Consider the following 15039-nt stretch of genomic DNA (forward strand, 5'->3'; position numbering starts at 1 on the left):
GCCGGGGCAGACGGCGGGCATCCGACGCCTCCGGCTGAGGCGAGTCGCCCCATCGATGGCCGCGACGCGACGGGGCGATGTCGGGGAGTCGTCCCCCGGAAGGCTCGCAGGGCACAGCCCGCCGGCCCCACGACGCAACAAGCCCGGCCAACGCCGGGCTTGTCATGGGAGGCCTGGTGCTCGGGTCAGAAGCGATAGTCCACCGAGAGGGCGAAGACGTCCGCCTCGACCTCGTAGTCACCGGACAGGTTGCCCCGAGTGGCGTTCTCTTCCTTGCTGCCCTGCTGGTCGATCTCGGCGTCATCGCCGAAGACGTGCATATAGCCGGCCGTGACGCCCAGTTGGGGCGTGGGCATCCAGGTCGCGCCCAGGGTCGCCCAGCGGCGATCGGCATCCGGCACCCGGGGGGTGCGGAACTCGGCGCTGGGGACCGGCGTCCGGTCGACCCCCAGGCCGGCCCGCAGCATCCACTGCCGGTTCAGGGAGTAGTTGGCGCCCACCGAGAAGGCCCAGGTATCGTCCCAGTTCTCGGTGGTGCGGCTCTCGCTGCCATCGTCGAGTTCGACGACCAGCTCGTCGAAGCTGCTCCACTCGGTCCACTCGGCGTTGGCCATCAGCGCCAGCCGATCGGTCAGCTGGTGGTGGACCCCCAGGTTCAGGTTGGCCGGGGTGGTCAGGTCGGCGGAACCGCTGGTGCCTGAGACCAGGCCGGCATCGATGGCGCCTTCGGAGAGGGGATCGGTGCCGTCGACGTCCAGGTCGCCCTCGAGCGTGAGGTCGATCTCGGAGCGATAGCTGACACCGAAGCGGGTCCGCTCCGTGGCCTGGAACAGGGCGCCCAGGGTATAGCCATATCCCCAGTCGTCCCCGGTCAACTCCCCGATGACATCGTTCTGCCCGGGGGTGGCCAGGGGATTGCCCATCATGGCGGCAGCCGAGCCGAAGTCGATGGCGTTCGACAGGGTGGCATCGGCATATTGCGCCCGCAGGCCGACCGCCAGGTTGAGGCGCTCGGTGGCCCGGTAGTTCAGCGTCGGCTGGATATCGATCGTCCTCAGCTCGGTCTCGATGGCGTGATAGCGCCCGATCCAGTCGTCGTCGTAGTGGGTGGAGAGGCCGTACGGCGAGTAGATCGCCAGGCCCAGGTCGAAGCGCTCGTTGAGCTGGGTCTTGGCGGCGAAGCTCGGCACCCAGGCGGTCTCCCCGCCTGCCCGCGAACCACCACGATCGTAATCGATGAAGCCGTTGGCACTGCTGGCCCGGGCATCGTGCAGCTCGAAGGTGGCATCGATGAAGGCGAGGCCGCCGGCCACCTGGTTGCCATCGATGTTGCCGATGGCGGCCGGGTTGTAGGCCATGAAGCTCGCGTCCTCGGCCCCGGCGGTGGCGTTGGCCAGGGCATTGGCGAGGGTCTTGGCGCTCTGTTCCCGAACCTGGAAGCCGGAGGCGGTCGCCTGGCTGGTGATCAGGGCCCCGGAGGCGAGGGCGATGGCAACGGTCAGCTTGTTGTACTTGATGGACATATGGCGAGGCATCCCTTTCCTGGTGGAGGATTGTTGTCGTTCTTGCCGCTGGACGGTCAGGTGGAGTCAGTGTTTGCGCATCTCGCCGACGGGATCAAGTCCAAACGTTCGTTTTAATCCTAAAATTGCTAATACTTTAGTGGCACGACAGTTCGGCACCTCGCCTTTTCAAGCAGTTAGCTCTTGATCCATGCCTGCACCCGGCACGCCTAGCTTGTCGCTTGACCTTTGTGTAACCCAAGGGTTTTACACTGGCCCTCACTGCCAAGCCCCACGAGGCCATGCGATGAAAGTCAGCGAACTCGCCCGCCAGGCCGGCGTGACCGCCGAGACGGTACGCCACTACACCCGGGAAGGGCTGTTGCGCCCCGAGCGCCACCCCGACAACGGCTACCAGCTCTATGACGAGACCAACCTGGAACGGCTGCGCTTTATCCAGCGGGCCCGCACCCTGGGATTCGGGGTGGCCGAGATCCGCGAGATCCTCGAGCACGCCGACCAGGGCGACTCGCCCTGCCCCCTGGTGCGAGACCTGCTGGCCAGCCGGCTGCCGGAGATTCGCGCCCGCATCCGGGAGCTCGAGGCCTTGGCCACCCGCATGGAACAGGCCCTCGACGCCTGGGCCGACATGCCCGACGGCACCCCGGATGGCCACAGCCTGTGCCGCTTGATCGAGAGCTTTCCGGAACCCCTCACCCACTTCCGGGACGCTCGCGGCGGGGAACCGGACAAGGAGGTGTCATGAACGTCCCTGTCGAGCATTCTCGTCGCATCCCCGGCATGAGCTGCCAGGGTTGCGTAAGCAGGATGCGCCAGGCCATCCAGGCCCGCGACGCGACGGCCGAGGTCACCGGCATCCCCTCGGAGAAACGCCTGGAGGTCGTCACCGCCCTCTCGGTTACCGCCCTGGACGAGACGCTGGAGGCTGCCGGCTACCCGCCTGACGACGGCGCCTCGCCGGCTGCCGAGCACGACGACGGGCCACCGGGGGGGACCATCGAGACGGCGGCACCTCCCGATGACACCGGCCGCGCCACCACCCGGCGGCTGTCGATCAGCGGCATGAGCTGCGCCGGCTGCGTCAGGACCGTGCAGCAGGCCCTGGCGCGAACGCCCGGCGTGGTCTCGGCATCCGTCAATTTCGGCACCCATACCGCCCAGGTGCGCGGCGATGCCGACCCGGACGCGCTGGTTCGGGCGGTGGTGGGCGTGGGCTACGGCGCCGAGCCCATCGTCGACATGCGCGAGGCGGAACGGGCCCGGGCGGAGAAGGACCAGGCGACGTATCGCCGGCGCATCCGGGGCAGCCTCCTGTCGCTGGCGCTGGCCGTGCCGCTGATGGCCAGCATGTTCGTCCATCATCCCCAGCCGCTGGGCGCCGGCCGCCTCTACTGGCTGGCGGTGGGTGTGCTGACGCTTGGTGTCATGGCCGGGCCGGGCCGCCACTTCTTCGTCAATGCCTGGAAGAACCTCCGCCACCACCAGGCCAACATGGACACCCTGATCGCCATGGGCACCGGCACCGCCTGGCTCTACTCCATGGCGGTGGTGGCCGTCGGGCCGGCGCTGCCCGAGGCGGCGCGGGGCATCTACTTCGAGGCCTCGGCGATGGTCATCGGCCTGGTGCTGCTGGGCAATGCCCTGGAATTGCGCGCACGCGGCCGCACCAGCGAGGCCCTCAAGCGGCTGCTCGACCTGCAGAGCCGGACCGCCCGGGTGATCCGCGACGGCGAGGAACGCGAGGTCGACATCGACGCGGTGCGCGAGGGCGACCGACTCCGCGTACGCCCCGGCGAACGCCTGCCGGTGGACGGTGAGGTGACCGAGGGCCACAGCCATATCGACGAGTCGATGCTCACCGGGGAACCCCTGCCGGTGGCCAAGGGCCAGGGCGACGAGGTCAGCGCCGGCACCGTCAACGGCAAGGGCGGCCTCGTCTACCGCGCCACCCGGGTCGGGGCGAACACGCGACTCGGCCGGATCACCGAACAGGTGGCCAGCGCCCAGAATTCCCGGCCGCCCATCGGCCAACTGGCCGACAGGGTGTCGAGCCTCTTCGTGCCCTCGGTGATGATCATCGCGGTGATCACCGCGCTGGTGTGGTTCAACGTCGGCGCCGAGCCCCGGGTGATCCATATGCTGGTCACCGCCACCACGGTGCTGATCATCGCCTGCCCCTGCGCCCTGGGCCTGGCCACGCCGATCTCCACCATGATCGGGGTCGGCAAGGCCGCCGAGCACGGCGTGCTGGTGCGCAGCGGCGAGGCCCTGCAGACCGCCAGCCGGCTCACCACCCTGGTGGTGGACAAGACCGGCACCCTCACCGAGGGCAGGCCGCGGGTCACCGAGGCCGAGGTCCTCGACGGGGACGAACGGCAGGCCCTCGCCCTGGTGGCGGCCCTGGAACGGGGCTCCGAGCACCCGCTGGCCGCGGCGCTGATGGCGCATGCCGAGGCACAGGGCATCGCCCCCGCCGAGATCACGGGCTTCGATACCGTCACCGGCGGCGGCGTCACGGCGACGACCGCCGACGGCCGGCCGCTGCTGCTGGGCAATGCCCGACTGCTGGAGGACGCCGGCATTGCCCTTACGGCGGGCCGCGAGATCGCCGGCGAACTGGAAGACCAGGCCCGCACCGTGGTCTACCTGGCCGTCGACGGGACCCTGACCGCCCTGTTCGGCATCAGTGACCCGCTGCGTCATGACACCGTCGCGGCGATCCGGCGGCTGCAGGCCGATGGCCTGCGGGTGGTGATGCTCACCGGCGACAACGCCCATACCGCCGCCGCCATCGCCGCCGAGGTGGGCATCGACGACTTCCACGCCGACCTGTTGCCCGAGGACAAGCACGCCGAGATCGAGCGGCGCCAGGCCGTCGGCGAGGTGGTGGGCATGGTCGGCGACGGCATCAACGATGCGCCGGCCCTGGCCCGGGCCGACGTCGGCTTCGCCATCGGCCAGGGCACGGACGTGGCCATCGAGAGTGCCGGCATCACCCTGATGCGCGGCTCGCTGCATGGGGTCGCCGCCGCCATCGAGATCAGCCGCGCGACGCTCACCAACATCAAGCAGAACCTGGTGGGCGCCTTCGGCTACAACGCCCTGGGCATCCCCATCGCCGCCGGGGCGCTCTATCCCCTGACCGGCACCCTGCTCTCGCCGATGATCGCCGGCGCCGCCATGTCGCTGTCATCGATCACCGTGGTCAGCAATGCCAATCGCCTGCGCCTGTTCGCTCCAAGCCGCGCGAGCGATTCCCCTGCCCCGGCCACTACCCCACAGGAGTCGCCCGCATGAGCTGGATCGTCAATCTCGCCGGCCTCGCGCTGATCGCCCTGATCGTCTGGTGGTTCTGGGTGGCCGGCTAGGCGGGCCCTCAGACCGGTGACTTGACCGTTCTCAGGTAGGGCTTCAGGGTCGTGAAGCCCTGCGGATACTTCTGCCGCGCCTCCTCGTCGCTGACCGAGGGCGGAATGATGAGATCCTCGCCCGGGCGCCAGTTCACGGGTGTCGCCAGGGTATGGGCGGCCGTCAGCTGGATGGAATCCAGCAGCCTCAGCACCTCGTCGAAGTTGCGCCCCGAGGTCATGGGATAGGTCAGCATCGCCTTGACCTTCTTGTCCGGCCCGATGATGAACACCGAACGCACCGTGGCATTGTCCGCCGGGGTACGCCCTTCTGCGTTCCCTTCGAGGTCCTCCGGCAACATGTCGTAGAGCTTGGCGACCTCGAGCCTGTCGTCGCCGATCATCGGATAGTTGGGCGCTGCGCCCTGAGTTTCCTCGATATCCTTGGACCAGGCCTGGTGGTTGTCGACCGGGTCCACCGACAGGCCGATGATATTGGTATCCCGCTTGTCGAATTCGGGCTTCAGCTTCGCCATGTAGCCGAGCTCCGTCGTGCATACCGGCGTGAAGTCCTTGGGATGCGAGAACAGGATGCACCAGCCATCGCCGATCCACTCGTGGAAGTGCAGGGTCCCCTGAGTGGTTTCCGCGGTAAAGTCCGGTGCGGTACTGCCGATTCGTAGGCTCATGGTCTTGTCCCTCGGGAGATAGGAGCGGTTCGTGGTGGAGGCGGCATCGCCACCAGCAGACGGCCTGCCCCGTGGCATTCCCCGGGGCCGGCGCCATGTTCAGCGTATGCCACTTTCACTCATCCGCAAGGCGCAACGGCTGCTAGATTGAATATAGGCAAACCTCTGCCGGTGAACGGCAGAACGGCATCTGCAGCAGCTAGGGAGGCAATGCATGCCAAGCCTGAACGGCGTACTGGAAACCGCGCTCTACGTGAAGGACATGCCCCGGGCTCGCGTCTTCTTCGAGGGCGTGATGGGACTCACCCCCTTCACCGCGGACCACCGCTTCACCGCCTACGACGCCGGTGGCGGCTCGGTCCTGCTGGTATTCCTGCATGGCGAGACCCTGGAGACCGTGGTCCTGCCGGACGAGATGGGCACCATTCCCCCCCACGACGGCCAGGGCCGCGTGCACATGGCCTTCGCCATCACCGCCCAACAGCTGCCGGCCTGGGAGGCCCAGCTGGCCGACCACGGCGTCGAGATCGAGGGCCGCACCCATTGGCCACGGGGCGGGGAAAGCCTCTACTTCCGGGACCCCGATGGCCACCTCCTGGAACTGGCCACGCCCGGCGTCTGGCCCAACTACTGAGACATGCCTCGCACCCGGCCCCTGCCCGGGCGGGCAAGAGCTTGCCAGCGGGGCAAGTTCTTGCCCGCCTGGGGCAAGACGTTGCCTAACCAAACCTCGCCGCCTGCCGCAAAGAACCCATAAGCAACTGAAATAAAAACGTTAACCAGTGACTGGCATGCCGCCTGCTCCCTCAGGGGTGTCCATCGGACATCGTCATTCATCGTCAAGGAGCAGACTCATGCCTACCCCGTGCTATATCAGCATCGAAGGCCAGACCCAGGGCAACATCACCGCCGGTGCCTTCACCCCCGAGTCCGTCGGCAACATCTATGTCGAGGGCCACGAGGACCAGATGCTGGTACAGGAATTCAAGCACATCGTCACCGTCCCCACCGACCCGCAGTCCGGCCAGCCCTCCGGCCAGCGTGCCCACAAGCCGTTCATCTTCACCGTGGCCCTCAACAAGGCCGTGCCGCTGATGTACAACGCCCTGGCCTCCGGCGAGATGCTGCCCAACGTCGAGCTGAAGTGGTACCGCACCTCCGTGGAGGGCAAGCAGGAGCACTTCTTCACCACCACCCTGACCGACGCCACCATCGTCGACATCAACCTGCGCATGCCCCACGCCCAGGACATCAACAAGTCCGAGTTCACCCAGCTGATGGATGTCTCCCTGGCCTACCGCAAGATCGACTGGGAGCACACCGTCGCCGGCACCTCCGGCTCCGACGACTGGCGCGCCCCCATCGAGGCCTGAGGCCTCGCGTCACCGACGGTGCCCACGCCAATGCTCGCGCCGGCGGGCACCGATCCCGCCGCCAGGGCTCCGGCCCTGGCGGCGGCATGCGTCAGCGTTTGCCCATCTTCCTTGTAAGCGATCGCTTACGCATGCCGACGACGCCTTGTCTTGGCGACGCGAGCGCGTAACCTACCGATGCCGTTGGCCGTCTGGCGCTGGCGGACCACGGAACGGATACGGCCTCCAGGAGGGATGCCATGCTTCAGCCCAAGGGACTCCAGTTCACCCTGAGCCTTGCCGGTCTCCCTCGTGGCCCAGGCCAGGCCGAGCTGGCGGTGATCGACTTCACCCATGAAGAGGCGCTCTCGGCACCCTTCCACCTGCGCGTGCGCTTCGCCAGTCGCGCCGCCGATCTCTCGCCGGAGACGCTGCTCGACCGCCCGGCGAGTCTCACCGTCTGGCAGGGTGGCGTGGCCCAGCGGCGGGTCCACGGCATCGTCGCCGAGTTCGGCCGCGGCGACCGCGGCCATCGCCGCAGCCACTACGAGGCGGTCATCCGCCCCTCGCTGTGGCGCCTCTCGCTGCGCCAGAACTCGCGGATCTTCCAGCGCGTCTCGCCGCTGACGATCCTCAACACCCTGTGCGAGGAGCGCGGCCTTCGTGATGTGGCCTTCGCGGTGACCCGCGAGCCCGAGGAACGCGAGTACTGCGTGCAGTACCGCGAGACCGACCTCGACTTCATCGAACGGCTGGCCGCCGAGGAAGGGCTGTTCTACTTCCATGAATTCGAGGATGCCGACCTCGGCGCCCAGCGGTTGGTGTTTGCCGACGACCCCCAGGTGCTCACCGGGCTCGGCGAGCGCACCTATCACCATCGCGCCGGCGGCAGCGCGCCCCAGCGCCACCTGCGCCGGCTGACCCAGACCGCCCGGGTGCGCCCGGCCCGCGCCCAGCTCAAGGACTACAGCTTTAAACAGCCTGCCTACGGTCAGTTGCACGAGCGGGAGGCACCGGGGCTGGAAGCCCACTCGCAACGAGCGGACTACGAGCACTACGATTACCCGGGCCGCTACAAGGCCGACGCCTCGGGCCAGGCCTTTACCCGCCACCGCCTCGAGCACCTGCGCCACGACGCCCTGACCCTCGAGGGCGAGAGCGACCTGCCGGAGCTTTCCCCGCGCGCGCGCTTTACCCTGGCCGACCACGACGTCGCCGACTTCAACCGCGGCTGGCAGGTCATCAAGGTGGTCCACCAGGGCGAGCAGCCCCAGGCGCTGGAAGACGATGCCGTGGGTATTACGGCCAGTGATCGTGATGGCCTGCGGGGCCAGGACGGAAAGTCAGGGTCGGAAGCCATGACCCGCTATCACAACACCCTGACGCTGACCCCGGACGACGCCGCCTGGCGCCCCGAGCCCCAGCCCAGGCCGCGTGTCGATGGCCCCCAGGTGGCCTTCGTGGTCGGCCCCGAGGGCGAAGAGATCCACTGCGACGAACACGGCCGGGTGCGCTGCCAGTTCCCCTGGGACCGCTACGCACCAGGTGACGAAACCAGTAGCGCCTGGCTGCGGGTCAGCCAGGGCTGGGCCGGCGGCGGCTACGGCATGCTGGCGATTCCGCGCATCGGCCACGAGGTGATCGTCTCCTTCCTGGAAGGTGACCCCGACCAGCCGCTGATCACCGGCCGCACCTACCACGCGGTCAATACCCCGCCGTATTCGCTGCCGGAGCACAAGACGCGCACCGTGCTGCGCACCCAGACCCACCAGGGCGAGGGCTTCAACGAACTGCGCTTCGAGGATCAGCACGACCAGGAGCAGATCTGGTGGCACGCCCAGAAAGATCTGGAACTGCTGACCGAGAACGACCGCACCGAGGAGATCCGCCGCGACAGCGATCTCAAGGTCAAGCGCGACCGCATCACGGAGATCGACCGCGACGATCATCACAGCGTGCACGGCGAGCGCCGCGAGAAGAGCGACGGCGCCCAGCACCTGACCATCGACGGCAGCCTGCACTTGAGCGCCGGCCAGGCCTGGCTCACCGAGAGCGGCCGCGAGCTGCACATCAAGGCCGGCCAGAAGGTGGTCATGGAAGCCGGCAGCGAGCTGACCCTCAAGGCCGGCGGCAGCTTCCTCAAGGTTGACGGCAGCGGCATCACCATCAGCGGCCCCAGCGTCAAGGTGAACGCCGGCGGCAGCCCCGGTAGCGGCACCGGTCAGGGCGCCCAGGCGCCGCTGTTGCCGGGGGAAGCCACTGAGGTTGGACACAATCGAATAAAGGCGTCTAGCCAGTCGCCCACCGAGGAAAGCGACTTGATACCCTTCGAGGAGCTGGGCCCGAAGGAGCTGATTGTCGATGTTATCGGTGGTGGAGAACCTGCCGGGCAAGTACGTCTGCACAAGGGCCACTCGCATAGCGAAGGAGAGCCGACATGAGCGAAGAACTTAAATCGCTCCAGGACGAAGAGATCGACCTCGGCACCCGACGCCGCACCGAGTACAAGGATGATGAGAACGGCTCCTTGGTGCTGACGATCCCCAAGCGCCAGGGAGGTGAGATTCTTATTCCCTTGCTGGAAGGGGCCAGAACCACTCAAGAAAAAGACAGCTACCAGGACAATACACTGATACGTGTGCGTCCTCTGGCCGAGCTGAGCGGGGAAGTGCCCTCCACCCATCAGGGTGTCACGACCTACACCGGCAAGTCAGTGGCCATGCTGCGGCCTGGATATCTCTACGTGTTCCTGCGTGGCAAGTTATGGAGAGAACTCGAAGTCGATGTCATGGGGCAACTGAGCGATGTCGATGTCTCAAGGTATCGTCGTGAAGCCGAGAACGGAGCAGTTCCCAACGACCGCAACAGTGAGGGGCAATGGCTCTCCGACGTACTGCTGCCGGTGCTGCTGCAGGGTCAGTCGACGCTTCAGGAGGTACGTGTTGCCTATAGCGAGATCGCCTGGAGTTGGCCGCGGATCGAATGGCTCGAGCAGCATGAAAGCGATTTGACGAAACGCACCGTATCTGTGGGCCAGGCTTATCCTGCGGCCCTGGTGACATCTCTTACCTTTGCCAACGGTTCTTCCGCGCAACGTGTCGAGTCGGCCCCAGAGGTGCGACAGCGCGACCTGGGCATCGAATTAATGCTCACCAACCCTGCGGATTTCACGCCGGACTATAACGAACCGAACGACGATGATCTCTGCCAGCGTCTGAAGGCTTTGTGGGCGCAAGCCGGTGAAACCCAGCGTGCCGAGACACTCACACTCGATGCTGCAGCCAGCGAGGATCTGCTAGAGGGCCTGCGCTCCACGCCCGGCATAGTGGCGTTGGCCTTGCCCGATCCTTTGTTCCGGCTACGCCATGCCTTGGTCCAACTCCACTTGGCCATGCACTATCTGGACGGTCTGGACAGCACCCTGCAGGACAAATCCCTAGGTCACTCGGCCAAGCTGGTTCGGCAGGCACTCTTCGAGGAGCGTTCGAATGGTCAAGCGAGTGGGCTTGAGAAATATCGAGAGGCCATCGATCAAGCCGAACTGGATAAGGTGCTTGATCAGGCAGAGCGCGACCAGGCGCTAGCCAACATCAAGCAACGAATCGATGCTATCGAAATGCTGGTTCAAGGAAGTCAGCTAACACCTATATTGCGCGACTTCACCAGTCACGAGGGGCTTGGGGTTTGTGAAAGCTATGCCCTCTGCGGGGACCTGCTCGGCGTTCTGCAGCAACTTCCCGGTATCCTGCGTGACCAGGGAGATCGAGAGGTCGCGGGAAGAATGCCGGGCCTTCTCAATAGGCTGCTGACCGATGAAGAGATGCTTGCCCTGTGGAGTGAGGCGGAGGCATCCCAGGGAAGTTCTGACGCGGATAACAACAACGATGGCAGCGGTAGATTCCGTCAAGATTTTCTTGAGATGTTGGCCAATGATGATAGCGAGATAAATGACAAACAGATCGAGGGGCTTGGTCTGCAGTCACTTGGCATCATCGCGCAGTCATCCGAGGATGAATACGCATCGGCTTCCCCCTTGGCCCATGTTTCCGTGGTCTATGCAGGCAGAGTGAGTGGGCTGCTCAACAACGTGCTGGACAAGTGGAGCCAGGCAGTGCTGAAGGCCGCCAGTCAGCTTGCGGAAGATGTGGAAGTCATCAAGTTTCAGCGTGTTTTCACGGCCGTCGGGTTACATGCCAACCTGATCAATCGTAATCTGAACGGAGAGCTTCAGGTTATGCCTCGCGGTGCCGTGGATCATACGCGTTATGTCATCGTGGGGGTGCATGGCAAGAATCTGCGCTGGGGCCTTACTCCCTCCGATCGTCAGAGCAGTGCAATGACCCGCAACCAGCACTATCTGTATGCCGATCAGCGTGGAGCAGGAGGCAAGCTTTTGGCTTCCACCAGCCCGTCACGCATGGCCGATGAGCTTGAGGAAGCTATTCGCAAAGCGGCGGGTCATACCCTGGTATTTGTGCTGCCGGTAGATCATCCCGAGGCACTCAAATTCAGTGCTTTACGCCTGCACTTGGCTGAAGGCGCTAACGCCGTGGTTGATGGGCCAGCTATGTCTGGGATGCTTATAGGGATGGCCATTTATAACCTTTTTGCTGAAATATCTAATGCTAGTCGAGCATACAAGCAAGATAATTTTTCTTATCCTGACCACGGTGCCAAAGTTCTGGGAAGCTTGGCAGACCTGACCGCCGCTTGGATGAAGCTACATAGTCTGTTGTATCCCAATTCAACAACATCAACAGGTATGTTTATCCAACGGCAATTGTTCGATATGAAACGCTGGCCGCTGATAGGAGCCAGACTGACTCGGGTCGGTGCCGGCACAGTCGTCCGAACTATTGGTCTTTTCAACTTCGGTGCTGGCTTGATAGCTGTGGGCGTCAGCGGCTGGGAGCTTCGCAACAGTCTTTCTCAAGGCGATTTCGACGCTGCCTTGGGGCATGGCATCGCCATGGCAGGTGGCGCTCTCTTCCTGGCCGCTCCGTTGATGGCTGGCTTGTTAATGGTGCCAGGCTGGGGTTGGGTGTTGCTTGGGTTGGGGATGGCACTTGGCGGCGGTAGTTATGCCGGCTTTGCCAAAGACGATCCATTGGAGCGACTGCTCAAGCAGGGGCCGCTCGGCACCTACCCTGATCAAGACGTCGTGGGCATTGACGATCAGACCTACTATCCGCAGTTACTGACTCGGTTCTGTCCAGTTCAGGTACAGGCACAGAGTGTTGCCGAAATGCCTCGAGACGAGGTTGACGCCCTGCGCCATGATGGTGCCGGACAGATCGATGATATCTCGCCTCAGGATTATGTGGTGACGGTGACCACACCGCTGATAAGTCGTTTTCGTATCGGTGAGTCGCTTCGTCTGCAGGTTCAAGAGTTGGAGTACAACCTGAGTACTACCAGTGCCGGTTATAGCAGCACCAGTTCGCTTTTCGTCGATAAGGTGAGGGAGTTGCGCCGTGTCGAGAAGCGGCAGGTGCTGCCCGAACAAAGTGCTGTCCGCTTCCTGGCGCATCGAGAGGTGATGCCTTCACACAGTTCCGGTATCTTTGGCAGCAAAATGCGTAATGGTGCCCTTAGAGTGGCCGTGCAGGCTCGTATTGATACTGAACTTGGCTCGATGGTATTGCCGACCCCTACTTTGGAGAGCTATGAGGCTTATCAGGCCAGTGACCATCGCCAGCCGCCTGAGGTCGAAACCGGCTACCAAAACCCGATAATAGACATGATGGCATCAATGTTTATGGGGCAAGAGACAACTCCCTACTGGTCGATCACTGAGGTGGAGGTAAGGTTATGAGTCTGCAAGCATCGTCCTATGAGACGGCGCCCTATCGTGCCGATGCTATACCGCCGTTGCCTGAACCACCCAAGGCCAGAAAGCGAAGGGGAGAAGATCTGCTGCCGTTCGGTGACTATGCCGGTATAGACCCCCACCAACAGCTCTGTGAAGATGCTGAATTGGTGCAGTATCAGGAACAAGAGGATTCGGCGTTCTATCAATCCAAAGATTGGTGGTGGGATCACCAGCGGATTCGTTTCCTTAAAAGTCAAGCTGGATTGTCCATCCTACTAATGGCAGTGCCTGTCGTGTGGTGGCTATTATTGTTGGGGGGGACTCTATACCTGTCTGGCACCTTTGTTAATTTTTTTTCCGAAAAGTCAGGCGCTGTTTTTTTAGGATATATCTTGATTCTTGTTTTAGGATTTGTTGTGTCCAGTATTGCGGTGGTTTATACAACACAGCCTCTTATGGTTCTCATTGCTAGGTTTTTCAAGCCTTTACACGGATGGTTTGAAAATCGTTTTGATCGCTACACCGAAGATCGCTGCAGTGAATTTAACCGCCAAACTGGGTTTGTCAGCATGGCTCAAGGAAAAAAGAAAGCTCCCCTTGTGGCCCCCTTTATAGAGTTCGATGGCTATGTCGAGCGCGTTATCCAGCGTGGCGGGGTGTTCTACAAGCTGATGCTGGTACATCGCTACACAGGGAAAGAGTTCCACCATACTTCGTTCAGCCAGACAGTGACGCACAAGCAGGAGGTGCACGCCCAGTGGGACATGTTGCAGCGCTATATGGATGTCTCTCAGCCCCTGCCCGATGTGCCGCGTCTGGAGCCCTTCAGGGACCGTGATCCTGTGACCGCAGAGCATGACTGCCAGGCGGGGCGCGACCCTCGTTACTGGCGCGATCTGGATATTGAGGCTTGGAAAGAAGGAGAGGGCGCCGACCTGCTCAAGGCTCAGATGAACTACCCTTGGCAAAAGCAGCAGTGCCGGCTGACGCCTATGCTCGGGAAAATCGAGATGTCGCGGTATCGCGAGCAGCTTGCTGAGGGGGCGGTATAACGGTTTCAGCTTCTACATCGGCGTCTGGCGCCTATCGTGCCGAGGCCATTCCGCCGCTGCCCGAGTCTCCCAAAGCTCGTGAGCGGATGGGAGAAGACCTGCTGCCGTTTGGTGACTATGCCGGTATCGATCCCCAGCAGCAGCTCTGTGAAGATGCCGAGTTGGTTCAGTATCAGGAAAAAGAAGATTCGGAGTTTTATCAATCCAAAGATTGGTGGTGGGATCACCAGTGGATTCGTTTCCTAAAAAGTCAAGCTGGATTGTCCATTCTGCTAATGGCAGTGCCTGTCGTGTGGTGGTTTTTATTGCTGGGGATGGTTGTATATCTTTCTGGCGAATTTTTTAAATCATTCCAGGAAACATCAGGTGCTGTTGTTTTTGGATACGTATTAATAATTATATCTGGGGTTATTGCATCTAGCATTTTAGCAGTTTATACGACACAGCCCTTAATGGGTCTCATTGCTAGGTTTTTCAAGCCTTTACACGGATGGTTTGAAAATCGTTTTGATCGCTACACCGAGGATAGGTGTAGCGAATTCAACCGCTGCACCGGCCGTGTAAGCATGGCCCAAGGAAAGAAGAAAACTCCCCTTGTCGCCCCTTTTGTCGAATTCGATGGCTATGTCGAGCGCGTTATCCAGCGTGGCGGGGTGTTTTACAAGCTGATGCTGGTGCATCGCTACACGGGGAAGGAGTTCCACCATACTTCGTTCAGCCAGACGGTGACGCACAAGCAGGAGGTGCACGCCCAGTGGGATATGCTGCAACGCTATATGGATGTCTCCCAGCCCCTGCCTGATGTGCCTCGTCTGGAGCCCTTCCGGGACCGCGATCCTGTGACCGCAGAGCATGACCGCCAGACGGGGCGTGACCCGCGGTATTGGCGTGATCTCGATATCGAGACCTGGAAAGAAGGAGAGGGTGCCGCCCTGCTTAAGGCCCAGATGGATTATCCCTGGCAAAAGCAGCAGTGCCGACTGACGCCTATGCTCGGGAAAATCGAGATGTCGCGGTATCGTGAGCAGCTTGCTGAGGGGGCGGTATAACGGTTTCAGCTTCTACATCGGCGTCTGGCGCCTATCGTGCCGAATCTATTCCGCCGCTGCCCGAGTCTCCCAAAGCTCGCGAGCGTACGGGAGAAGACCTGCTGCCGTTTGGTGATTACGCTGGCATAGATCCCTACCAGCAGATCAGTGATGGAGCTATGGTGATTTCTGGTGTACGGGAGAAGGTAGGAAGGGTGGCGTATCCTGTTGATTGA

The 15039-nt window shown here is 62.8% G+C and carries 10 protein-coding genes; 8 read left to right on the plus strand and 2 right to left on the minus strand.

Annotated features, from left to right (window positions below; genetic code table 11):
• Positions 1–185 precede the first annotated feature (185 nt).
• Complete coding sequence (locus QWY76_RS16940; protein WP_290312507.1) at positions 186–1523, minus strand: OmpP1/FadL family transporter; 1338 nt, start codon at positions 1521–1523, stop codon at positions 186–188.
• Between the two features lie 286 nt (positions 1524–1809).
• On the opposite strand from QWY76_RS16940, the gene QWY76_RS16945 reads away from it, so the two are divergent.
• Both QWY76_RS16945 and QWY76_RS16950 read left to right on the plus strand, forming a co-directional pair.
• Positions 1810–2268: a MerR family transcriptional regulator gene (locus tag QWY76_RS16945; protein WP_290312508.1), complete on the plus strand. Its 459-nt coding sequence runs from the start codon at positions 1810–1812 to the stop codon at positions 2266–2268.
• Entirely contained in the window at positions 2265–4820 is a 2556-nt protein-coding gene (locus QWY76_RS16950; protein ID WP_290312509.1) for a heavy metal translocating P-type ATPase, read from the plus strand. Before QWY76_RS16945 ends, QWY76_RS16950 begins: the two co-directional genes overlap by 4 nt.
• A 79-nt stretch (positions 4821–4899) precedes the next feature.
• On the opposite strand, the gene QWY76_RS16955 is transcribed toward QWY76_RS16950, so the two are convergent.
• Positions 4900–5559 carry a peroxiredoxin gene (locus tag QWY76_RS16955; RefSeq protein ID WP_290312510.1) on the minus strand — a complete coding sequence of 220 codons (660 nt, stop codon included), beginning with the start codon at positions 5557–5559 and terminating at the stop codon, positions 4900–4902.
• A 214-nt stretch (positions 5560–5773) separates the two neighbouring features.
• On the opposite strand from QWY76_RS16955, the gene QWY76_RS16960 reads away from it, so the two are divergent.
• The 6 genes from QWY76_RS16960 to QWY76_RS16985 all read left to right on the plus strand — a co-directional run bounded on the left by QWY76_RS16960 (position 5774) and on the right by QWY76_RS16985 (position 14824).
• Positions 5774–6193, plus strand: a complete 420-nt coding sequence (locus QWY76_RS16960) for a VOC family protein (RefSeq protein WP_290312511.1) — start codon at positions 5774–5776, stop codon at positions 6191–6193.
• Between the two features lie 220 nt (positions 6194–6413).
• On the plus strand, positions 6414–6932 hold the full coding sequence (locus tag QWY76_RS16965; RefSeq protein ID WP_126483821.1) for an Hcp family type VI secretion system effector: 519 nt from the start codon (positions 6414–6416) through the stop codon (positions 6930–6932).
• A 239-nt stretch (positions 6933–7171) separates the two neighbouring features.
• A complete protein-coding gene (locus QWY76_RS16970; protein ID WP_290312512.1) occupies positions 7172–9352 on the plus strand; it encodes a type VI secretion system Vgr family protein in 2181 nt (726 codons plus the stop codon).
• Complete coding sequence (locus QWY76_RS16975) at positions 9349–12726, plus strand: toxin VasX (protein WP_290312513.1); 3378 nt, start codon at positions 9349–9351, stop codon at positions 12724–12726. The genes QWY76_RS16970 and QWY76_RS16975 overlap by 4 nt, the downstream gene beginning before the upstream one ends.
• Positions 12723–13775: a hypothetical protein gene (locus QWY76_RS16980; RefSeq protein WP_290312514.1), complete on the plus strand. Its 1053-nt coding sequence runs from the start codon at positions 12723–12725 to the stop codon at positions 13773–13775. Before QWY76_RS16975 ends, QWY76_RS16980 begins: the two co-directional genes overlap by 4 nt.
• Before the next feature lie 86 nt (positions 13776–13861).
• A complete protein-coding gene (locus QWY76_RS16985) occupies positions 13862–14824 on the plus strand; it encodes a glycosyltransferase family protein (RefSeq protein ID WP_290312515.1) in 963 nt (320 codons plus the stop codon).
• The last annotated feature ends 215 nt before the right edge of the window (positions 14825–15039 follow it).

This window comes from Halomonas maura, from assembly GCF_030409305.1.
In the GTDB taxonomy this organism is placed as follows: domain Bacteria; phylum Pseudomonadota; class Gammaproteobacteria; order Pseudomonadales; family Halomonadaceae; genus Halomonas; species Halomonas maura.

Bases quoted from the DNA above. Each gene is read 5' to 3' on its own strand.
- QWY76_RS16985 (WP_290312515.1), top strand. From the start codon at position 13,862: ATGGGAGAAGACCTGCTGCCGTTTGGTGACTATGCCGGTATCGATCCC.
- QWY76_RS16970 (WP_290312512.1), top strand. From the start codon at position 7,172: ATGCTTCAGCCCAAGGGACTCCAGTTCACCCTGAGCCTTGCCGGTCTC.
- QWY76_RS16955 (WP_290312510.1), bottom strand. From the start codon at position 5,559: ATGAGCCTACGAATCGGCAGTACCGCACCGGACTTTACCGCGGAAACC.
- QWY76_RS16980 (WP_290312514.1), top strand. From the start codon at position 12,723: ATGAGTCTGCAAGCATCGTCCTATGAGACGGCGCCCTATCGTGCCGAT.
- QWY76_RS16965 (WP_126483821.1), top strand. From the start codon at position 6,414: ATGCCTACCCCGTGCTATATCAGCATCGAAGGCCAGACCCAGGGCAAC.
- QWY76_RS16960 (WP_290312511.1), top strand. From the start codon at position 5,774: ATGCCAAGCCTGAACGGCGTACTGGAAACCGCGCTCTACGTGAAGGAC.
- QWY76_RS16945 (WP_290312508.1), top strand. From the start codon at position 1,810: ATGAAAGTCAGCGAACTCGCCCGCCAGGCCGGCGTGACCGCCGAGACG.
- QWY76_RS16975 (WP_290312513.1), top strand. From the start codon at position 9,349: ATGAGCGAAGAACTTAAATCGCTCCAGGACGAAGAGATCGACCTCGGC.
- QWY76_RS16950 (WP_290312509.1), top strand. From the start codon at position 2,265: ATGAACGTCCCTGTCGAGCATTCTCGTCGCATCCCCGGCATGAGCTGC.
- QWY76_RS16940 (WP_290312507.1), bottom strand. From the start codon at position 1,523: ATGTCCATCAAGTACAACAAGCTGACCGTTGCCATCGCCCTCGCCTCC.